16 protein-coding genes are annotated in these 19,807 nt (G+C 60.8%); 9 read left to right on the top strand and 7 right to left on the bottom strand.

Features of this window, described 5'->3' with window-relative positions; genetic code table 11:
• Window positions 1-116: 116 nt before the first annotated feature.
• The 5 genes from aceK (at window position 117) to KZX66_RS07705 (ending at window position 8,203) form a co-directional block, all read left to right on the top strand.
• Entirely contained in the window at window positions 117-1,832 is a 1,716-nt protein-coding gene (aceK, locus tag KZX66_RS07725; RefSeq protein ID WP_248078050.1) for a bifunctional isocitrate dehydrogenase kinase/phosphatase, read from the top strand.
• Window positions 1,833-1,959: 127 nt separating this feature from the next.
• On the top strand, window positions 1,960-5,871 hold the full coding sequence (gene hrpA / locus KZX66_RS07720; protein WP_248078049.1) for an ATP-dependent RNA helicase HrpA: 3,912 nt from the start codon (window positions 1,960-1,962) through the stop codon (window positions 5,869-5,871).
• 341 nt (window positions 5,872-6,212) lie between these two features.
• Window positions 6,213-7,334, top strand: coding sequence for a beta-ketoacyl-ACP synthase III (locus KZX66_RS07715; protein ID WP_248078048.1), 1,122 nt, complete (start codon window positions 6,213-6,215; stop codon window positions 7,332-7,334).
• 27 nt (window positions 7,335-7,361) lie between these two features.
• Complete coding sequence (locus KZX66_RS07710) at window positions 7,362-7,976, top strand: RNA polymerase sigma factor (RefSeq protein ID WP_248078047.1); 615 nt, start codon at window positions 7,362-7,364, stop codon at window positions 7,974-7,976.
• The gene (locus KZX66_RS07705) at window positions 7,970-8,203 is read left to right on the top strand and encodes a zf-HC2 domain-containing protein (protein ID WP_248078046.1); all 234 of its coding nucleotides are present in this window, start codon (window positions 7,970-7,972) and stop codon (window positions 8,201-8,203) included. Before KZX66_RS07710 ends, KZX66_RS07705 begins: the two co-directional genes overlap by 7 nt.
• 121 nt (window positions 8,204-8,324) lie before the next feature.
• On the opposite strand, the gene KZX66_RS07700 is transcribed toward KZX66_RS07705, so the two are convergent.
• A complete protein-coding gene (locus tag KZX66_RS07700; RefSeq protein WP_248078045.1) occupies window positions 8,325-9,671 on the bottom strand; it encodes a putative porin in 1,347 nt (448 codons plus the stop codon).
• Window positions 9,672-9,954: 283 nt separating this feature from the next.
• Here KZX66_RS07700 and KZX66_RS07695 point away from each other — a divergent pair, with 283 nt between their 5' ends.
• On the top strand, window positions 9,955-11,079 hold the full coding sequence (locus KZX66_RS07695) for a GNAT family N-acetyltransferase (RefSeq protein ID WP_248078044.1): 1,125 nt from the start codon (window positions 9,955-9,957) through the stop codon (window positions 11,077-11,079).
• Window positions 11,080-11,154: 75 nt separating this feature from the next.
• Here the strand turns inward: KZX66_RS07695 and KZX66_RS07690 are convergent, their stop codons facing one another.
• The 4 genes from KZX66_RS07690 to KZX66_RS07675 form a co-directional block, all read right to left on the bottom strand.
• Window positions 11,155-12,987 (bottom strand): ABC transporter ATP-binding protein, encoded by a 1,833-nt coding sequence (locus KZX66_RS07690; RefSeq protein WP_248078043.1) that lies wholly within the window; start codon window positions 12,985-12,987, stop codon window positions 11,155-11,157.
• An 82-nt stretch (window positions 12,988-13,069) separates the two neighbouring features.
• Window positions 13,070-13,633: a peptidylprolyl isomerase gene (locus KZX66_RS07685; protein ID WP_248078042.1), complete on the bottom strand. Its 564-nt coding sequence runs from the start codon at window positions 13,631-13,633 to the stop codon at window positions 13,070-13,072.
• A gap of 3 nt (window positions 13,634-13,636) precedes the next feature.
• Window positions 13,637-14,440, bottom strand: coding sequence for an alpha/beta fold hydrolase (locus tag KZX66_RS07680; RefSeq protein WP_248078041.1), 804 nt, complete (start codon window positions 14,438-14,440; stop codon window positions 13,637-13,639).
• 14 nt (window positions 14,441-14,454) lie between these two features.
• Complete coding sequence (locus KZX66_RS07675) at window positions 14,455-15,378, bottom strand: LysR family transcriptional regulator (protein ID WP_248078040.1); 924 nt, start codon at window positions 15,376-15,378, stop codon at window positions 14,455-14,457.
• A 49-nt stretch (window positions 15,379-15,427) separates the two neighbouring features.
• On the opposite strand from KZX66_RS07675, the gene KZX66_RS07670 reads away from it, so the two are divergent.
• The 3 genes from KZX66_RS07670 (at window position 15,428) to KZX66_RS07660 (ending at window position 17,574) form a co-directional block, all read left to right on the top strand.
• A complete protein-coding gene (locus tag KZX66_RS07670; protein ID WP_248078039.1) occupies window positions 15,428-15,742 on the top strand; it encodes a 3-phosphoglycerate kinase in 315 nt (104 codons plus the stop codon).
• 151 nt (window positions 15,743-15,893) lie between these two features.
• Window positions 15,894-16,493, top strand: a complete 600-nt coding sequence (locus KZX66_RS07665; RefSeq protein WP_248078038.1) for an FMN-dependent NADH-azoreductase — start codon at window positions 15,894-15,896, stop codon at window positions 16,491-16,493.
• A 202-nt stretch (window positions 16,494-16,695) separates the two neighbouring features.
• Complete coding sequence (locus KZX66_RS07660; protein ID WP_248078037.1) at window positions 16,696-17,574, top strand: carboxylate/amino acid/amine transporter; 879 nt, start codon at window positions 16,696-16,698, stop codon at window positions 17,572-17,574.
• A 135-nt stretch (window positions 17,575-17,709) separates the two neighbouring features.
• Here KZX66_RS07660 and KZX66_RS07655 read toward each other — a convergent pair whose 3' ends face one another.
• Both KZX66_RS07655 and KZX66_RS07650 read right to left on the bottom strand, forming a co-directional pair.
• On the bottom strand, window positions 17,710-18,324 hold the full coding sequence (locus KZX66_RS07655) for a hypothetical protein (protein ID WP_248078036.1): 615 nt from the start codon (window positions 18,322-18,324) through the stop codon (window positions 17,710-17,712).
• Window positions 18,321-19,781 (bottom strand): PAAR domain-containing protein, encoded by a 1,461-nt coding sequence (locus tag KZX66_RS07650; protein WP_248078035.1) that lies wholly within the window; start codon window positions 19,779-19,781, stop codon window positions 18,321-18,323. Before KZX66_RS07650 ends, KZX66_RS07655 begins: the two co-directional genes overlap by 4 nt.
• Window positions 19,782-19,807 lie beyond the last annotated feature (26 nt).

The following is a 19,807-nucleotide window of genomic DNA, read 5'->3' as shown; positions in this document are numbered from 1 at the left end:
AAATAAATCTACGAAGTACACAAAGTTGTACAACGACGCGCCCAAAGTGCCCCTTCTCCTCGCTCCATACACTGGCTAAGCTCAGGGCTTCCAGATGCCCGCCCGAGGTTTCCCGCATGTCGCAACCCACGCCCGCCGCCGCGATTGCCCGCACGATCCTCGATGGCTTCGATGATTATCGCGAGCACTTTCGCCAGATCACCGATGGCGCCCGTGAGCGTTTCGAAAAGGCCCAGTGGCAACAGGGCCAGGCGGCATCGGCGGCGCGGATCAACCTGTATGAAGAGAAAGTCTTCGCGGTGATCAGCGGCCTGCGCGCCCGTTTCGATGAGGCCGACCTGCTGGACATCGACCTGTGGCCGCTGGTGAAAAGCGCCTACATCGGCCTGATCGACCTGCGTTTTGACGATGAACTGTCCGAGACCTGGTACAACTCGATCTTTTGCGGCCTGTTCAGCCATGACCTGATCAGCGACGGCTGCATGTTCATCCACACCACCCGGCCCAGCCTGCGTCGCGCGCGGGCCGCGCAAACCCGCACCTACACGCCGGCCGGCAACCTGCCCGAGATGCTCGCGCAGGTGTTCGCGGACTACCGCTTCAGTGAGCCTTACGCCGACCTTGCCGCCGACCTGCTGCGCCTGGAAGCGCAACTGCGGGAAAACCTGCCGGACTGGGTCTGCAAGGACCCGGACCTCAAGGTCGAGCTGTTTTCCTCGGTGCTCTACCGCAACAAAGGCGCGTACCTGGTCGGGCGCATCTACACCCGTGATGAACAATGGCCGCTGGTGATTCCGTTGCTGCACCGCGAAGGGCAGGGCATCCAGATAGATGCGCTGATCACCGACGAAGCCGACGTGTCGATCATCTTTTCGTTCACCCGCTCCTACTTCATGGTCGATGTGCCGGTGCCGGCGGAATTCATCGGCTTTCTCAAGCGCATCCTGCCGGGCAAGCACATTGCCGAGCTGTACACCTCCATCGGTTTCTACAAGCACGGCAAGTCGGAGTTCTACCGTGCGTTGATCAACCACCTGGCCACCACCGACGATCAATTCATCATGGCCCCCGGCGTACGCGGCATGGTCATGAGCGTGTTTACCCTGCCGGGCTTCAACACGGTGTTCAAGATCATCAAAGACCGCTTTTCGCCGTCGAAGAACGTCAACCGCGCCACGGTGATCGAGAAGTACCGCTTGGTTAAAAGCGTCGACCGCGTGGGGCGCATGGCCGATACCCAGGAGTTCGCCGACTTCCGGTTCCCCTTGAGCAAATTTGAGCCCGAGTGCCTGGCCGAGCTGCTTGAGGTGGCCGCCGGCACGGTCGAAGTGGAGGGCGACACGGTGTTGATCCGCCACTGCTGGACCGAACGGCGCATGACCCCGCTCAACCTGTATCTCGAGCACGCCAACCCCGCCCAGGTGCGCGAAGCCCTGGAGGACTACGGCCTGGCCATCAAGCAACTGGCGGCGGCGAATATCTTTCCCGGCGACATGCTGCTGAAAAACTTCGGCGTCACTCGTCACGGCCGTGTGGTGTTCTACGACTACGACGAAATCTGTTTCCTCACCGAAGCCAATTTCCGCCACATTCCCGCGCCGCGTACCCCCGAGGATGAAATGGCCTCCGAGCCCTGGTACTCCATCGGCCCGCTGGACGTGTTCCCCGAAGAATTTCCGCCGTTCCTGTTCGCCGACGCCAGCCAGCGCAAGCTGTTCGACGAACTGCACGGCGAGTTGTACAACGCCGACTACTGGAAAGGCCTGCAGGACGCGATTCGCGCCGGCAAGGTGATCGATGTGTTCCCGTATCGCAGAAAAGAGCAGCGCTAAGCGGTAAGCGACAAGCTGCAAGTAAAAGCGGTTTTGCTCTTCCTTGCCGCTTGAAGCTTGCCGCTAGCCACTGCTTTTCTGCCACAATCGCGGGCCGTGCATAAACAGACGCCCTCGTAAGTACCTGATGACTGACCAAGCGCCCGCTATCGACCAACTGCTCAAAAACCTCGATCACGCCATGCTCGCCGACCGCCACCGCTTGCGCCGGCAGTTGCTTGAGCTGCGCAAGAAGCCCGATGAGCAGAAGCTGGCGCAGTGGGTCGCGCGTATGCAAGCGTCGTGCGCCCAGGTCACGGCGCGGCGCGCCAGCCTGCCGGTGATCCGCTACGACGACAGCTTGCCGATCGCGGCCAAGCGCGACGAGATCAAAGAGGCGCTGCAAAAGCATCAGGTGCTGATTATTGCCGGCGAAACCGGCTCGGGTAAAACCACGCAATTGCCGAAAATCTGCCTGGAGATCGGGCGTGGCCAGTACGGCCTCATCGGTCATACCCAGCCCCGCCGGATTGCCGCGCGCAGCGTCGCCAGCCGCGTGGCCGAAGAGCTTGCCACGCCCTTGGGCGCGCTGGTCGGCTATCAGGTGCGGTTCGAGGACCAGAGCGACTCCAACACCCTGATCAAGCTGATGACCGACGGTATCCTGCTGGCGGAAACCCAGAACGACCGCTACCTGGAACGCTACGACACGATCATCGTCGACGAAGCCCACGAACGCAGCCTGAACATCGACTTTCTGCTGGGCTACTTGAAGACCCTGCTGCCGCGGCGTCCGGACCTTAAAGTCATCATCACGTCGGCCACCATCGATCTTGAGCGCTTTTCCAAGCACTTCGACGATGCGCCGATTGTCGAGGTCTCGGGCCGTACCTTCCCGGTGGACACTTGGTACCGCCCGCTGACCCTGGAGCAGGACGAGGAGGGCAACCGCGTCGAGGACGACTTGACCGTCGACCAGGCGATCCTCGCCACCCTCGATGAAATCGCCGCCCATGAGCGCAGCGAGCGGCGCAGTCCCGGCGATGTGCTGGTGTTTTTGCCGGGCGAGCGCGAGATTCGCGATGCCGCCGATATGCTGCGCAAGGCCCAGCTCAAGCACACCGAAATTCTGCCGCTGTACGCGCGTTTGTCACCGGCCGAGCAGCAGCGGATTTTCCAGTCCCACCCGGGCCGCCGTGTGGTGCTGGCGACCAACGTCGCGGAAACCTCGCTCACCGTGCCGGGCATCCGTTATGTGATCGACAGCGGCACCGCGCGCATCAGCCGCTACAGCTACCGCGCCAAGGTGCAGCGCCTGCCGATCGAGGCGATTTCCCAGGCCAGCGCCAACCAGCGTAAAGGCCGCTGCGGCCGGGTCGAGCCGGGCATCTGCATCCGCCTGTACAGCGAAGAAGATTTCATCGGACGCCCGGAATTTACCGACCCGGAGATCCTGCGCACCAACCTCGCCGCGGTGATCCTGCAGATGCTGCACCTGCGCCTGGGCGAGATCACCGATTTCCCGTTTATCGAGCCGCCGGACGGCAAGGCCATCAGCGACGGGTTCAACCTGCTGCAGGAACTCTCGGCGGTGGACCGCAACAGCCAGCTCACGCCGCTGGGTCGCCAGTTGGCACGCCTGCCGGTGGACCCGCGCATGGGCCGCATGCTGCTCGAAGCCGCCAAGCTGGGCAGCTTGCAGGAAGTGCTGATTGTCGCCAGCGCCATGTCGATCCAGGACCCGCGCGAGCGCCCGCCGGAACGCCAGCAGGCCGCCGACCAGGCCCACGCCCAGTGGAAGGACCCGGATTCGGACTTCGCCGGGCTGGTCAACCTGTGGCGTGGCTTTGAAGAACAGCGCCAGGCGCTCACCGCCAGCCCGCTGCGCAACTGGTGCCGCAAGCATTTCCTCAACTACCTGCGCCTGCGCGAGTGGCGGGATTCCCATCGCCAGTTGAGCCTGATCTGCCGCGACATGCAGCTGACCCTCAATAAAGAACCGGCCGACTACCCCAAACTGCACAAGGCGGTGCTGGTGGGCCTGCTCAGTCAGATCGGCCAGAAGACCGAAGACGGCGATTACCTCGGTGCCCGCCAGCGGCGTTTCTGGATTCACCCCTCTTCGGGTATCGGCAAGAAGCGCCCGCAATGGCTGATGACCGCCGAACTGGTGGAAACCACCAAGCTGTATGCGCGCATGGTGGCCAAGATCGACGCCGACTGGATCGAGCCGCTGGCGGGGCACCTGATCAAGAAAAACCACTTCGAGCCGCACTGGGAGAAAAAGCGCGGGCAAGTGGTGGCGTTTGAACAGATCACCCTGTTCGGGCTGATTGTGGTGGGCCGTCGGCCGGTGCATTACGGGCCGATCGACCCGGTGGTGTCGCGCGAGTTGTTTATCCGTGAAGGCCTGGTGCGCGGTGAGATTCAGTCCCGTGCCAAGTGCCTCACCGCCAACCAGCAATTGCTCGAACAGCTCGACGAACTTGAAGCCAAGGCGCGCCGTCGCGACATCCTGGCCGACGAAGAAACCCTGTACGCCTTCTACGATGCGCGCTTGCCGGCGGAGATCCACCAGACCGCCACCTTCGACAGCTGGTACAAGGTCAACAGCCAGAAAGACCCGCACCTGTTGATCATGCGCGAGGAAGACGTGCTGGCCCGCGAGGCCAGTGAAGTTACCGCCGCGCACTATCCAGATACCTTGCACCTGGGCGACCTGGCCCTGGCCTTGAGCTACCACTTTGAACCCAACCATCCGCGCGATGGCGTGACCCTGCGCGTACCGGCGCCATTGCTGCCGGCCCTGCCGCCGGAGCGCCTGGAATGGTTGGTGCCGGGAGTGATCGAAGCCAAGTGCATCGCCCTGGTGCGCAACCTGCCCAAGGCCCTGCGCAAAAACTTCGTGCCGGTACCGGACTTCGTCAAGGCAGCGCTGCAGCGCATCGAATTCGCCCAGGGTTCGCTGCCCCACGCGCTGGGCCGCGAATTGCTGCGCATGACCGGCGCGCGGGTCAGCGATGAAGCCTGGGCCGAGGCGGCGCAGCAGGTGGAAAACCATCTGAAGATGAACCTGGAAGTGGTCGACGGCCAGGGCAAGTTCCTCGGCGAAGGCCGTGACCTGGCTGAACTGACGGCACGCTTTGCCGAAGCCAGCCAGGCCGCCCTGGCCGTGCCGCAGACCGCGAAAAGCCAGCAACCGGTGCAAGCCAAGGCGTTCGCGCCGGTGGCCGAAAAGACCCAGCAGCAGATTGCGGGGTTGTCGATGACGGTGTACCCGGCGCTGGTGGAAGAAAGCGGTACGGTCAAGGAAGGGCGGTTCTCCACCGCTGCCGAGGCCGAGTTCCAGCATCGCCGCGCCTTGCAACGGCTGCTCATGCAACAACTGGCGGAACCGGCGAAATTCCTGCGCGGCAAATTGCCCGGCTTGACCGAGTTGGGCCTGATGTACCGCGAACTGGGGCGTATCGACGCGCTGGTGGAAGATATCCTGCTGGCCAGCCTCGACAGCTGCGTGCTTGAAGGCGAAACCAGCCTGCCACGTGACGGCGCGGGGCTGGCGGCGTTGGCCGAGCGCAAGCGCGGCAGTTGGACCGAGTACGCCGAACGCCTGGCGCGCTTGACCCTGGAGGTGCTGAAACTCTGGCACGGCCTGCAAAAGCGCTTCAAAGGCAAGATCGACCTGGCCCAGGCCGTGGCCCTCAACGACATCAAGCAGCAACTGAACCACTTGGTGTACCCGGGTTTTGTGCGGGAAACCCCGGCGCAATGGTTCAAGGAACTGCCGCGCTATCTCAAGGCCATCGAACTGCGCCTGGAGAAACTGCCGAGCCAGGTGCAAAAGGACCGGGTGTGGAGCGGTGAGCTTAGTGGGCTGTGGGTGCAGTACCAGAACCGCCTGAAAAAACACGCCCAGGAAGGCAAGCGCGACCCTCAGTTGGAGCTGTATCGCTGGTGGTTGGAGGAGTACCGCGTGTCGTTGTTCGGTCAGCAGTTGGGCACCAAGGTGCCGATTTCCGACAAGCGCTTGAGCAAGCAGTGGACGCTGGTCGAGGCCTGATCCCTCCTCGGTGTGCAGGAACAGTCGGCACCGACTGTGAGAGGGCGCTTGCCTGTGATAGCGGTGAATCAGTTACACAATCTGGGCCTGACACACCGCTATCGGGGAGCAAGCCCCCCTCACATTGAAATTCGCTCATCCGGCATATGGCGCCAAATCCCTGGGTTTGTGGCAAACTTCGCGACCATAAATGCCGGAATCGCCTTGATGGGCTGGTATGCAGCCGTGGCGCGATGGAATAAAGCGTTGCCAGTTTGATGTCCGCCAGGCGGAATAAAACTACTTAAAGTTTGGTACGACGGTACCAATATCTTCTGCCTGACAGATCTAGAGGAACGACCGTGCATAACGTCGTCATCAGTGGTACTGGCCTTTACACCCCTGCCAACAGCATCTCCAACGAAGAGCTGGTGCAGTCTTTCAACACCTACGTGCAACAGTTCAACCGCGACAACGCTGACGCCATCGAGCGCGGTGAGGTGCAGGCGCTGACCGAGTCCAGCGCGGCCTTTATCGAGAAGGCATCGGGCATCAAGAGCCGCTTTGTGATGGACAAGGACGGCATTCTCGACCCGCAGCGCATGACCCCGCGTCTGCCTGAGCGCAGCAACGACGAGTGGTCGGTGCTCTGCCAGATGGCCATCGGCGCCGCCGAACAGGCCCTGCAACGCGCCGGCAAGACCGCCGCCGACATCGACGGCGTGATCGTGGCCTGCTCCAACCTGCAGCGCGCGTACCCGGCTATCGCTATCGAAGTCCAGGAAGCCCTGGGTATCGCCGGGTTCGGTTTTGACATGAACGTGGCGTGTTCCTCGGCCACCTTCGGCATCCAGAACGCCGCCAACAGCATCCAGCTTGGCCAGGCCCGGGCGATCCTGATGGTCAACCCGGAGGTCTGCACCGGCCACCTGAACTTCCGCGACCGCGACAGCCACTTCATCTTTGGTGACGCGGCAACGGCGGTCGTGCTCGAACGTGCCGACCTGGCAACTTCCGAGCATCAGTTCGAGGTGGTGAGCACCAAGCTGCTGACCAAGTTCTCGAACACCATCCGCAACAACTTCGGCTTCCTCAACCGCGCGGCCGAAGAGGGCATCGGCGCCCCCGACAAGCTGTTCGTGCAGGAAGGCCGCAAAGTCTTCCGCGACGTATGCCCGATGGTGGCCGAGCTGATCGGCGTGCACCTGCAGGAAAACCAGTTGGACGTGGCCGACGTCAAGCGCTTCTGGCTGCACCAGGCCAACCTGAGCATGAACCACCTGATCGTGAAGAAATTGCTGGGCCGCGAAGCCACGGTGGAAGAAGCGCCGGTGATTCTCGATACGTACGCCAATACCAGCTCGGCCGGCTCGGTGATTGCCTTTCACACCTATCAGGATGATCTGCCCAAGGGCTCCGTCGCCGTGCTCAGCTCGTTTGGTGCCGGGTATTCGATCGGCAGCGTGATCCTGCGCAAGCGTTGATCCTGCGTATTCACTCTCGAGGTCTTAATGGCAGCAGCGGACGATACGCACCTGCTTGAACGCTTGCTCAAGGGTGAGCAGCAGGCCTACAAGGAGTTGGTCACCACCTACCAGAGCGCCATGCGCGCGGTGGCCTATGCGATCGTCGGCCAGCGTCATGCCGATGAAGTGGTGCAGGACGCATGGCTGTCGGTGGTGCGCAACCTGGCCAGGTTTGAAGGGCGTTCCAGTCTCAAGACCTGGTTGCTGACCATCACCGCCAACGCCGCAAAAGGGCGCTACAAGCAGAATCGTCGTGAGGTACTGCTCGATGATTTGCCATCGCCCCACGGCACTATTGGTGATGATCGCTTCGCGCCTGACGACGGTCATTGGGCCGTTGCTCCGTATGCCTGGCACCAGGACACACCGGAAGCTTTGCTGACCGAAGATGAATTGCGTAGATGCCTGGAACATACGTTACTAAGTTTGTCTGAATTGCAGAGCAGCGTGCTGGTGCTGCGTGAGCGCCAGGGCCTGGAGCTGGAAGAGATCTGTAATCTTCTGACGCTGTCGCTCTCCAATGTCCGTGTGCTGTTGCATCGAGCGCGGCTTAAAGTCTTCGCCACGGTGGAGCATTTTGAGGAAACGGGCGAATGCTGACCTGTAAAGAACAAGTGGCGCGTTCCAGTGACTACCTCGACGGGCAATTGAGCTTTCGCGAGCGCTTGCTGATGCGTCATCACTTGATGTTCTGCCCGAACTGTCGGCGGTTCATCCGCCAGATGCGCCTGATGCAGGCGACGCTGAGGATCATGCCGCAGGAGCCGGTGAAGGAGGCTGATGCACTGGCGCAACGGCTGGCTGCCGAGTGGCGCAAGGATCAGTAGAGGCGGGGAATAAGGGCAACGTGTGCGGGATGATCGAACGGATGATGGGGATCGATCCTCCCGCGCAAACCTGCTGCAACCACCTCGGGCCGTCCTGGCCCGAGGCGTATGACACTGACAATCAGAACTTGGCTTCTGCGTCCAACTGCAGGGTGTTGGCGTTGGCGTCGCGGTAGCCCGTGGCGCTGGCATAATCGGCTTTGGTCAGGAAGTACGTGGCGCCGACGGCGAAGTTCTTGTCGATGTCGTAACCGACCTTGAACTTGTGGCCACGTGCGCCGGTGAAGCCGCCGGCGAAGTCGGAGTCGGTGAAGGCACCGACCACGGCATAGCGCTGCACGTCACGGTAGTTGTAGTCCAGGTTGAAGCCAAACACCTTGGACTTGGCACCCAGCAACCAGGCGGTGTCCTTGTCTTTGTCGGTGGCTTCGTTGTTCTTCACGTATTGACCGTAGAAGGACAACGGCACGGCCAGGCCGCCGATATCCACTTGGCTGAAACCTTCATACAGACGGTATTCACTGGCGTTGCCGGCGGTGGTGTTGGCGATGGTTTCAGCCGGGGTCAGGCATTGGGTTGAGCCAGCGCTCGGGCAACGGCTGTCTTCGTCGTTCTTGAAGGCATAGACGCTGCCGCCCACGGTCAACTTCAGGTTGTCGGTCAGCGCGAAGCGCGAGCCCAACTGGCCGGCCGTCATGCGCAGGTCGTTGCGAAATTGCACGCCTTCGCCGTTGACGTTGTCCTTGAGGCTGTAGTTACCCAGGCTGCCGAACAGCTCGGCGCTGCCGCCCAGTGGGTATTTGTAGGTCACGGCCAGGCCTTCCGGGTTGATGTCGCTATCCCAGATCACATCGCCCATGCTGACCCACGGTTGCAGCATCTTGCCGCCGATCACGTGCAGGTTCTTGATCTGGTCGGGGTGATAGTCGATGTAGCCAAGGTCCAGCCACAGCGACTTCTTGTTGAAGTAGCCATCCAGGTCCTGGTTGGTGGAGCGGGCGTCTTCGCTGCTGCCGGTGGCGATACGGATGCCGCTGTCCACTTGCGAGTTGATTTCGGTGTAGGCGCCCAGGCGGGCACGGATGCGCTGACGGTCCTTGTCCTTGCCGCCGTTGTTGGGGGTGCCGTCGATCTTGACGGTTTCCTGGCGGAAACGTACATCGCCCTTGAGCTGAGTCTTGGCGGCCCAGGCCAGCTTCTGGTCGAAGCTGCTCAGTTCGTTGGTCTTTTTCGCGGTGGCCGCGATCTGCTCGTTGGTCTCTTGTTGAGCTTGCCGTGCGATCTGCTGTTCTTTCTGGTCTTTGGCCAACTCGTTCTGCAGTTCGGTGTACTGCGAAGCGGTGATTTGACCGTTGGCCTTGAGCATGTCGAGCAACTTAGCGTCGACTGCAGCGCTGGCCGGAACGCTCAGGGCCAGTAACAGGCCGCCGCACAGGACCGCCGCAGTTTTAGTGGAAGCAAGACGCATATCAATCTCCGAAAGTGAGGAGGGATGGCAAACCATCCAGGACACAACCGACCGATGACGGACGGAAAAAATAGCCGCCGGGTAGAACCTGGCGCTCTAAAAACAGGCGTCAGTATCGCGATGGTTTATGACGGAGCAGTGGCTAAGTGATGTCATGTACATGACAAATTTTTCATGTTCGGAACTATTGCTTTAGCCCTGTGTCGCGGGATTTGAGGGTGTGCCGGGGGCGGCGATAAGCGATACTCGCCAGGCTTTCTGCCCCGAAGTAGTGAGGATGTCGATGCCGCTGCAACGTTTGATCAGCCTGTCCGAAATTGCCCCGCAGACCTGGGATCAACTGGTGCCACAGGCCCAGCCCTTTGTGCGGCATGCGTTCTTGAGCGCGCTGGAAGACAGCGCCAGCGTGGGCCCGCATTCCGGCTGGCAGCCCGAGCATTTGTTGCACTGGGAGGGTGACCGGCTGGTGGCGGCGCTGCCCGGTTATCGCAAGTGGCATTCCTACGGAGAGTACGTGTTCGACCATGGTTGGGCGGACGCCTGTGCGCGGGCCGGCATCGACTATTACCCCAAACTGCTCACCGCCGTTCCGTTCAGCCCCGTCAGCGGCCCGCGCCTGTTGGCGGCCAGCGCCGAGGATGGCTTTGAATTGCTCAACAGCCTGCCGGGTTACCTGGAAATCGAAGGGCTTTCCGGCGCCCATATCAACTTCACCGATGCATTGGCCGATCAGGCACTGGCCCTCCAGCCCGGTTGGATGCAGCGCCTGGGCTGCCAGTTTCATTGGCAGAACCGCGGCTACCGCGACTTCCAGGATTTCCTCGACGCTCTGAGTTCACGCAAGCGCAAGCAGATGCGCAAAGAGCGTGAGCAAGTGGCGGGGCAGGGCATCGACTTCCAGTGGCTGGAGGGCCATGAGCTGAGCGAGGCGCAGTGGGATTTTGTCTACGCGTGCTACGCCAACACCTACGCGGTACGCCGCCAATCCCCCTACCTGACCCGCGCGTTTTTCAGCCTGCTGGCCGAACGCATGCCCGAGGCGATCCGCGTAGTGCTGGCCAAACAAGGTACGCGGCCGGTGGCCATGGCCTTCAGCCTGATCGGCGGCGACAGTTTCTATGGGCGCTACTGGGGCTGCCTGGCGGAGTTCGACCGCCTGCATTTCGAAACCTGTTTCTATCAGGGCATGGACTACGCCATCGCCCACGGCCTGCAACGTTTTGACGCCGGAGCCCAGGGCGAGCACAAGCTGATTCGCGGGTTCGAGCCGGTGATCACCCGTTCGTGGCACTACCTGCGCCATCCGGGGCTCAAGACGGCCGTGGAGGATTTTCTCGAGCGCGAGCGCGTGGGGGTGCTGGCGTATGCCGAAGAGGCGAAGGCGGCGTTGCCGTATCGGCAGGTGTAAGGTTCGCCGCTCTGTTCGCGGGCGATCAGGCGTGGGAGGGGCAAGCCCCTCCGATCCTTTGATGGCATGCAGGCTTCAGTCGATACCGACAAAGCCCCCCGTTTGATGCTGCCACAGCCGTGAATACAGGCCCTTGTGGGCCAGCAACTCGGTGTGGCTGCCGCTCTCGGCAATGTGGCCTTTCTCCAGCACCACCAGGCGGTCCATGCGGGCGATGGTCGACAAGCGGTGGGCAATCGCAATCACAGTCTTGCCTTGCATCAAGGTCTCCAGGCTTTCCTGGATCGCGGCTTCGACTTCGGAGTCCAGCGCTGAGGTGGCCTCGTCCATGATCAGGATCGGCGCATTTTTGAGCAGCACCCGTGCGATGGCGATGCGCTGACGCTGCCCGCCGGACAGTTTCACCCCACGTTCGCCCACATGGGCATCCAGTCCGGTACGGCCTTCGGCATCCGACAGCAGCGGGATGAATTCATCGGCACGCGCCTTGTGCACCGCGGCCCACAGCTCCTCATCGGTCGCGTCGGGTTTGCCGTACAGCAGGTTGTCACGGATGGAGCGGTGCAGCAGCGAAGTGTCCTGGGTGATCATGCCGATGTGTTCGCGCAGGGATTCCTGGGCCACCTCGGCGATGTCCTGGCCATCGATCAAAATGCGCCCGCCCTGCAGGTCGTACAGGCGCAGCAGCAGGTTGACCAGGGTCGACTTGCCTGCACCCGACGGGCCGATCAGGCCGATTTTTTCACCGGCCTTGATCTCAAGGTTCAAGCCGCCAATGATCCCGCTCTGCTTGCCGTAGTGGAAATCCACCTGCTCAAAACGAACCTGGCCATGGGGCACCGTCAGGCGCGGGGCGTTGTCACGGTCGACCACCGCCAGCGGCTGGGCAATGGTCTTGAGGCCGTCCTGCACCATGCCGATGTTTTCGAAAATGCCGTTGACCACCCACATGATCCAGCCGGACATGTTGACGATGCGGATCACCAGGCCGGTGGCCAGGGCGATCGCACCCACGGAAATCAGTGAGTGGGTCCACAGCCACAGGGCCAGCCCGGTGGTGGTGACGATCAACAGGCCGTTCATGGTGGTGATCACCACGTCCATACCTGTCACCAGGCGGCTGGCCAGTTGGGTTTTTTCGGTCTGCTCGATGATTGCTTCCTTGGCGTACTCCTGCTCATAGCGCGTGTGGGCAAACAGTTTCAAGGTGGTGATATTGGTGTAGCCGTCGACGATGCGCCCCATCAGTTTGGAGCGTGCTTCCGAGGAGATCACCGAGCGTTCCTTCACCCGCGGTACGAAGTAACGCAGCGTCAGGCTGTAGCAGACGATCCAGGTCACCAGCGGGATCATCAGGCGCCAGTCGGCCTCGGCAAACAGCACCAGGGAACTGATGGCATAGATCGCCACGTGCCAGATCGCGTCCACGGCTGCGACGGCGGAGTCGCGCAGGGAGTTGCCGGTTTGCATGATGCGCTGGGCGATGCGCCCGGCGAAGTCGTTCTGGAAGAAATTCAGGCTCTGTTTGAGCACGTAGCTGTGATTCTGCCAGCGAATCAGGCTGGTCATGCCGGGGCTGATGGTCTGGTGCACCAGCAGGTCATGCAGGGCGCCGAAGATCGGGCGCAGCAGCAGGGCGACCACGGCCATCCAGATCAACTCGGTGCTGTGCACCTGGAAAAAGTTGGCGGGCGGCGTGCCTTGGGCCAGGTCGATGATGCGGCTCAGGTAGCTGAACAGCGCAACCTCGATCAACGCGCCGATCAGGCCCACCACCAGCAGCGCGGCAAAACATGGCCACACCTGGCGCAGGTAGTAGAGGTAGAAGGGCAGGACTTTATCGGGAGGGGCGGCGCTGGGCGCGTCGCGGAAAATATCGATCAGTTGTTCAAAGCGACGATAGAGCATTAGGGTTGACGCCCGCCGGACGGGCTCTCCTTTCAAATGCGCACGCGGCCTCGTGAGCCGCGTGCGGAGCTGCCTGCCGACCTCAGTCGATGCGCTTGGCCGACTTGATCAGGACAGGATCGACAGGCACGTTCTGCATGCCTTGCTTGGTGGTGGTCTGGGAGTTGACGATGATATCGACCACGTCCATGCCCTTGACCACTTTGGCGAACACGGCATAACCGGCATCGCGACCTGGGTCGAGGAAGGCATTGTCCGCCACGTTGATAAAGAACTGGCTGGTGGCCGAATCCGGGTTCGAGGTGCGCGCCATCGACAGCGTGCCACGCACGTTATGCAGGCCATTGCTGGCTTCGTTCTTGATCGGTGCTTCGGTCGGCTTTTGCGACATCTGCTGGGTGAACCCGCCGCCCTGGACCATGAAACCTGGAATCACGCGGTGGAAAATCGTGTTGGTGTAGAAGCCCTTGTCGACATAGGCCAGGAAATTTTTGGTACTGATCGGCGCCTTGACCGGGTCCAGTTCGATTTCGATGTCGCCGTTGGTGGTGGAGATCAGCACTTGAGGGGCCTTGGCCGGCTCGGCCGCCATCAGGTTGGCAGCGAACAGAACGGAACCGGCAAAGAAGGCGATTTTTTTCAGCATGGGTCAGTGATCCTGGGTAGTGGTGTCGACGGTCTTTAGAAAGTCGAGCAAGGTCGCGTTAAAGACTTCGGGTTGATCCAGCGGCGTGGCATGGCGGGAATCTTCGATCACCACCAGTCGCGCGTTGGGCAGCAGTTTTACATAGATTTCTTTGTGCGCCACGGGGGTGTAGTCGTGGTCGGCGCTGATGACCAAAGTTGGACAGGTAATTCTGGAAAGTCGTTCCAGCACGCCCCAGCCCACAATCGCATCGAAGCTGGCGAGATAAGCACGTTTGTCGTTTTTTGCCCAGCGTTCGGCCATCTTGCGGCGCAGGTCGACCTGATGCGGTTTGGGAAACAGCCGATCGCCCAAGGCCTTGCCGATGGTGTTCACGCTGAGCACACGGGCCAGGGTCCAGCGCTTGGCCCACTGCCAATAGTCATCGGCGCTGCGCACCTTGACCTCAGGCGCGCTGTTGACGATGCACAAGCTCTTGACCAGGGCGGGCTCGTCCACCGCCAACTGGAAGGCGATCATGCCGCCCATGGACAGGCCCACCACATGGGCGGGCGGCAGGTTCAGATGATCGAACAGCGCCAGCAGGTCACCGGTAAACCCTTTGATGCTGTAGCGCTCTCGGGGTTTGTCGGAGCGCCCGTGACCGCGCACGTCCACCACGACCACGCGGTAGGACCTTGCCAGTACCGGGATCTGCAGTTCCCAGTCCTGGCTGCTGGAGCCCAGGCCGTGGATCAGCACCAGCGGGTGACCGTGGCCGTATTCCTCGTAATGCAGGGTGCAGCCTTCGTGGTCGAACCAGGCCATGCATGAACTCCGTTTCAGGCTTGCCGGGGAGCGGCGAAAGGCGCGTCCAGGGGGGCGGTGTCAAACGTGCGCAGCAATTCCACGAGGATCTGCGTGGCCGGCCCCAGGGGTTTGTCTTTGTTTGAGTACAGGAAAAACGTCGGGTGGCGGCTGCCGCCCTGTTCCAAGGGTAGCTGCTTGAGCAGCCCTTCGGCGAGTTCGCGCTCGATCATATGCCGCGGCAGCCAGGCAAAGCCCAGGCCGCTGCCGACAAAGGCGGCGGCGGTGGCCAGGCTGCCGACGGTCCAGCGCTGTTCGGCGCCGAGCCAGCCGACGTCGCGTGGCTGCTGGCGGCCGGAGTCGCGGATCACCACTTGCATCTGGCTTTCCAGGTCCTGGAAGCTCAGCTCACGGTTCATGCGGTGCAACGGATGTTCCGGGTGGGCCACGGCGACGAACTCCACGTCGCTCATTTCCGTGCCCAGGTAACCGGGGATACTGAAACCGCAGATCGCCAGGTCGGCCACGCCTTCGATCAGCAGTTCTTCGACGCCGGACAGCACCTCCTCACGCAGGCGCACGCGGCAACCGCGACTCTGCGGCATAAACGCGCTGAGGGCGCGTACCAGGCGCGCGTTGGGGTAGGCGGCGTCGACCACCAGCCGTACTTCGGCCTCCCAGCCTTGTTCCATATGGTGGGCGAGGTCTTCCAGTTGGCTGGCGTTTTTCACCAGTTGTCGGGAGCGGCGCAGCAGCACTTCACCGGCGTCGGTGAGCACCGCCTTGCGCCCGTCGATGCGCAGCAGCGGCACGCCGAGCTGGTCTTGCATGCGGGCCACGGTGTAGCTCACCGAGGACTGCGAACGGTGCAGTGCTTCGGCGGCCTGGGCGAAGCCGCCATGGTCGACCACGGCTTGCAGCGTGCGCCATTGATCGAGGGTAACGCGGGGCGCTTTCAAGATGGGTTCCTCTTGTCCTAAGCTGGCAGTCCTTATTGGAGACTGCCGAATGAGAAAATTGTGTTGTGTGTTGCTGGCGCTGCTGCCCTTGAGTGCATTGGCCTACCCCATCGACGTGACAAAGAAGATCGATGGCGTGAGCGTGGACTACACCGCCTCCGATGTGGACGGCGACATCAGCTCGATTCAGCTAAACAACTACGGCACGAAAGACGCCGTGTGTTCGGTAACCTTCACTAACGGCCCGGAAGCACCGCGTCGGCGTACCGTCACAGTGCCTGCGGGCAAAAGCACCAACACCACGGTCAAGTTCAACCGCGCCATTATCAAGATGCGCATTGCCCTGGCCTGCGCGCCAAAATAAAGCCGCAGCGGAGCATGTCTACAGGAATACTCCGCTTATCAACAAATTTCTAGATGGGTTGGAGCAGTTTTTTGCGCTTTTTTATCGAATGAGCCTTGGTTAATCTTTTCTCCATCGACTTACAGCAGTTTCAGATGGAGCCTACGAAGCCATGTCCAACGTTCTGATCATCGAAAGCAGCGCCCGCCAGCAGGACTCGATCTCCCGCCAACTGACCCGGCAATTCATCAGCCAATGGCAGGCGGCCCACCCGGCGGACCAGATCACCGTGCGAGACGTGGCCCTCAACCCGGTGCCGCACCTGGACGCCAACCTGCTGGGTGGCTGGATGAAACCGGCGGATCAGCGCAACGCCGACGAGCAGGCCTCCCTCGACCGCTCAGACGAATTGACCAACGAACTGCTGGCCGCCGACGTGCTGGTGATGGCCGCGCCGATGTACAACTTCGCCATCCCCAGCACCCTCAAAGCCTGGCTGGACCATGTGCTGCGAGCGGGCGTGACCTTCAAATACACCGCCACCGGCCCCCAGGGGCTGCTGAACGGCAAGCGCGCGATCGTACTCACCGCACGGGGTGGCATTCACACCGGCGCCAGCTCTGATCACCAGGAACCCTACCTGCGCCAGGTCATGGGGTTTATCGGGATTCACGATGTGACCTTCATTCATGCCGAAGGGGTGAACCTCAGTGGTGACTTCCACGAGAAGGGCATCAACCACGCCAAGGCCTTACTGGCGCAGGTGGCCTGATCCGTTAATCGTCAGGTAATCGGGTGATGTTTATATCGCTCCACGCAAACCCTTCAAGTACGCGTAAGAACCTCCCTTTGCACTTTTTGCTCCTGAGTGCTCCTGCCCGACTGACGCTTTAGCGAGGTCGGGTTTTTTTTGCCCCGAGTTTCTTCAAGCCCCGAAAACCTTTAATGTCGCGCCCATTCGAAATGAGGCGCGCATGGGCTATCTACTGGTTGTCACCCTGATTCAGGCATTTTCCTTCAGCTTGATCGGCGAATACCTCGCCGGTCACGTCGACAGCTACTTCGCCGTGCTGATGCGCGTGGTGCTGGCCGGGCTGGTATTTATCCCGCTGACCCGCTGGCGCTCGGTGGAACCTGCATTCATGCGCGGCATGCTGGTGATCGGTGCGTTGCAGTTCGGCGTGACCTACGTGTGCCTGTACTTGAGCTTTCGCGTACTCACCGTGCCGGAGGTGTTGCTGTTTACCATCCTCACGCCGCTGCACGTGACCCTGATCGAAGACGCCCTGAACCGACGTTTCAACCCGTGGGCACTGGTTGCCGCCCTGGTAGCGGTGGCGGGCGCGGCGGTGATTCGATTCGACCAGATCACCCCGCACTTCCTGATGGGCTTTTTGCTGCTGCAACTGGCCAACTTCACCTACGCGGCCGGGCAGGTGATGTACAAGCACTTGGTGGCGCGCTACCCGAGTGACCTGCCGCACTACCGGCGTTTCGGCTACTTCTATCTGGGCGCGCTGTTGGTGGTGTTGCCGGCGTTCCTGTTGTTCGCCAAGGCCGACTTCCTGCCACAAGCGCCGCTGCAATGGGGCGTGCTGGTATTCCTGGGCCTGGTCAGCACCGCGCTCGGCATGTACTGGTGGAACAAAGGCGCGTGCCTGGTGCATGGCGGCACGTTGGCGGTGATGAATAACCTGCATGTGCCAGTGGGGTTGTTGCTGAATTTGCTGATCTGGAACCAGCACGAGCCGCTCGGGCGGTTGGCATTGGGCGGGTTGGTGATTCTGGGGGCGGTGTGGATCAGTCGGTTGGGTGTGCGTTCTGCGGGGGCTGTTGCGCCACGCAAAACTTAATGAATGCCCAGGTCTTTTACGGTAACGAACTGACCTGCTTCAATACCTTGCCGGCTTGGTTGGAGCGTTAGCGGATGCCTTCCGAAAGTTCGTCGATAATCAGTGTAATTTCTGGTTCCTAGGCGCCTCGCAGAATCATTCAGGCCCCCATGGGGGGGCCAGTGAAAGGGTCATGAGGTAACGCTCCTCTGTCGGGTGTCTATCGTCTCTGAATCGTCCCACCACTAGCATCACTTGGTACTTATTATTTGCTCGCCAATAGGACGAGCCGCCCCGATTCACGTTTCGCAGCCGAGCTCGCCACTCTGGAGTATCGGCGAATGGAGGGTTGGACGCGACGCGGATCGGCTCCCAGCCTGCCTTGCGCCATTGCTCCTGCAGATCCAGAACTACCTTAAGTGTGTCATCGAGCAGAAGCGGTTCAACTTGAGGGGATAGACGGACACTACTAACCTTCTCATTGCTGTCGAAGCTCACTGTGAAGAAACGAGCCTGGGGGGTCACAAATCCATATTCAGAATCCATGAAGCGAAGGCGGGCATCAGATTTCGTGAGTCTTCCCCAAAAATGTCCGGGTATGGCGGGGGCAATGGATGCACTAGAGCGCTGACGCATGTCTTCCCAAGGCTCGCCAAGTAGCAGTGCGATTTCTGACGTATGGGTAAAGAAACGTATCATCCCCACCAGCAGTGCGGCAGCGAATAATACAAGAGTGCAATTTCGCCCATTCACCGCTGAGAGCCAGTTCATAGGACACCCCTGCCTTCGGCGATGTCTTCAATTGCCTGTTCGATTAGCTGCAGCTCCGCGCCATGTAGCAAATCGTCAAACTGTGCAGCAGCCTTGAGTACGAAATCCATGCGTTGATTGATATCGGCAAGGTTGGCGAAGGGGTGCTGACTAAAAACAACCGTGCGTCTGTCATTGAATGTGCTGCATTGGCTGGCAAGCGTCAGTTCTAGGGCCTGGGCTGCTCCGGACGGTATGTCAGTGATGTATGAAAAGTGGTTACTTCTCAGCAGGGCTACTAGTTTTGTATCGTTATAGAGTGTCGGTTGAAGGATATTTTGCTGTTCGTGCCAAGCTAGCTGCTCAACGCTTTTGGTGATATCGCCTTCGTCAATGGCTTTGAATGCCTGCAATATTTCCGGATAATCAACCCCAAATCTCAACTTCTCTTGTCCCACCGGCCACAACACCGCCTGCGGCTCATCCTCAAAAATGTTCTGACGCGAGGACAGACAAGTCTCAAGCCTCCCCAACCCCCGATCCCTATAAAACGCATGCAACGGAAACACGTCCAGAAACAGCGTGGTATTCCCCATCGCCATCATCTCGTACACATGCTGATAAAGCTGCTGCACGCTTGATAGCGGTTCGCCCTCTCGCCGCCAATCAACATCAGGTACTGGATTATCGCGGGCGGCCTGTTCGTATTCGCGCTGCCGCTGTTCGTACTCACGCAGCTTCGCTCGCCGTTCACGCTCTTCGGTGCTGAACAACCCCCACACCCCTTTCCGGGCACTCCTTCTCAACTGCTGCGCCGCCTCGTATTCCACCTGAATCTTCTCGATGGCGTCAGCCGCATGCAGCAAGCCGCACCCCACCTGCTTGGACGCAAACGCCGCGAGCCCCGCCCACTGAAAACGCTTGTCGAGCCGCCAGAGCTGAGCGTAAGCAGAGTTGATCACTCGGTTGCGCAACCTGGGATCGGCGATCAGCGTGCCTCCCGGCGCGACAATGTCTTCTGCCTGTTTTTGATAGAAGCGCCAATTGCGCTCGCAGGAAGACTCGAGGATCTCGCTTGATGTTGGAGTCGCAGGTCTTGAGAGTGAAGTGGGCGATGTACGGGGCGTGGTCGATGAAGCTTGCGTTGGGGGCGATACAGGAGCGGCTCTACTTAGTACCGAAGTATCTGCGGCAGTAACGGTCTGATACCGATCGAACTGGTCGGTAATCAGACGAGGGGCCGGGTCGCATTTGCACAGACAAATATCGTCCGAAAGCGCAACTTTTCGCCCATGCGCATCCATTTTAAGCCGCGGGCCGACACAAACAATGGCGCCTGCGGTCTGGCACGCCGGGCAACGCACCTCGTGCCCTTCAAGGGCAATTTCTACCCCGTTAATGCCGAAGCCCCTCAAACCGTCGACTACTGTACCGCCAGCAGTGGTTTTGGCGCCTCGGGTAATTAAATAGCGTCGCATGCCAGATATGTCCTTTTGTTAACTGG

The sequence above is a fragment of the Pseudomonas sp. EYE_354 genome, assembly GCF_023148575.1.
Lineage (GTDB): Bacteria > Pseudomonadota > Gammaproteobacteria > Pseudomonadales > Pseudomonadaceae > Aquipseudomonas.
The sequence above is the reverse complement of the archived record's forward strand: the minus strand, read 5'-3'. Positions and strand labels throughout refer to the sequence as shown.

Excerpts from the sequence above, each read along its gene's own strand:
- aceK (WP_248078050.1), top strand. The coding sequence starts at position 117 with ATGTCGCAACCCACGCCCGCCGCCGCGATTGCCCGCACGATCCTCGAT.
- hrpA (WP_248078049.1), top strand. The coding sequence starts at position 1,960 with ATGACTGACCAAGCGCCCGCTATCGACCAACTGCTCAAAAACCTCGAT.
- KZX66_RS07710 (WP_248078047.1), top strand. The coding sequence starts at position 7,362 with ATGGCAGCAGCGGACGATACGCACCTGCTTGAACGCTTGCTCAAGGGT.
- KZX66_RS07705 (WP_248078046.1), top strand. The coding sequence starts at position 7,970 with ATGCTGACCTGTAAAGAACAAGTGGCGCGTTCCAGTGACTACCTCGAC.
- KZX66_RS07700 (WP_248078045.1), bottom strand. The coding sequence starts at position 9,671 with ATGCGTCTTGCTTCCACTAAAACTGCGGCGGTCCTGTGCGGCGGCCTG.
- KZX66_RS07695 (WP_248078044.1), top strand. The coding sequence starts at position 9,955 with ATGCCGCTGCAACGTTTGATCAGCCTGTCCGAAATTGCCCCGCAGACC.
- KZX66_RS07690 (WP_248078043.1), bottom strand. The coding sequence starts at position 12,987 with ATGCTCTATCGTCGCTTTGAACAACTGATCGATATTTTCCGCGACGCG.
- KZX66_RS07685 (WP_248078042.1), bottom strand. The coding sequence starts at position 13,633 with ATGCTGAAAAAAATCGCCTTCTTTGCCGGTTCCGTTCTGTTCGCTGCC.
- KZX66_RS07680 (WP_248078041.1), bottom strand. The coding sequence starts at position 14,440 with ATGGCCTGGTTCGACCACGAAGGCTGCACCCTGCATTACGAGGAATAC.
- KZX66_RS07670 (WP_248078039.1), top strand. The coding sequence starts at position 15,428 with ATGAGAAAATTGTGTTGTGTGTTGCTGGCGCTGCTGCCCTTGAGTGCA.
- KZX66_RS07665 (WP_248078038.1), top strand. The coding sequence starts at position 15,894 with ATGTCCAACGTTCTGATCATCGAAAGCAGCGCCCGCCAGCAGGACTCG.
- KZX66_RS07660 (WP_248078037.1), top strand. The coding sequence starts at position 16,696 with ATGGGCTATCTACTGGTTGTCACCCTGATTCAGGCATTTTCCTTCAGC.
- KZX66_RS07655 (WP_248078036.1), bottom strand. The coding sequence starts at position 18,324 with ATGAACTGGCTCTCAGCGGTGAATGGGCGAAATTGCACTCTTGTATTA.
- KZX66_RS07650 (WP_248078035.1), bottom strand. The coding sequence starts at position 19,781 with ATGCGACGCTATTTAATTACCCGAGGCGCCAAAACCACTGCTGGCGGT.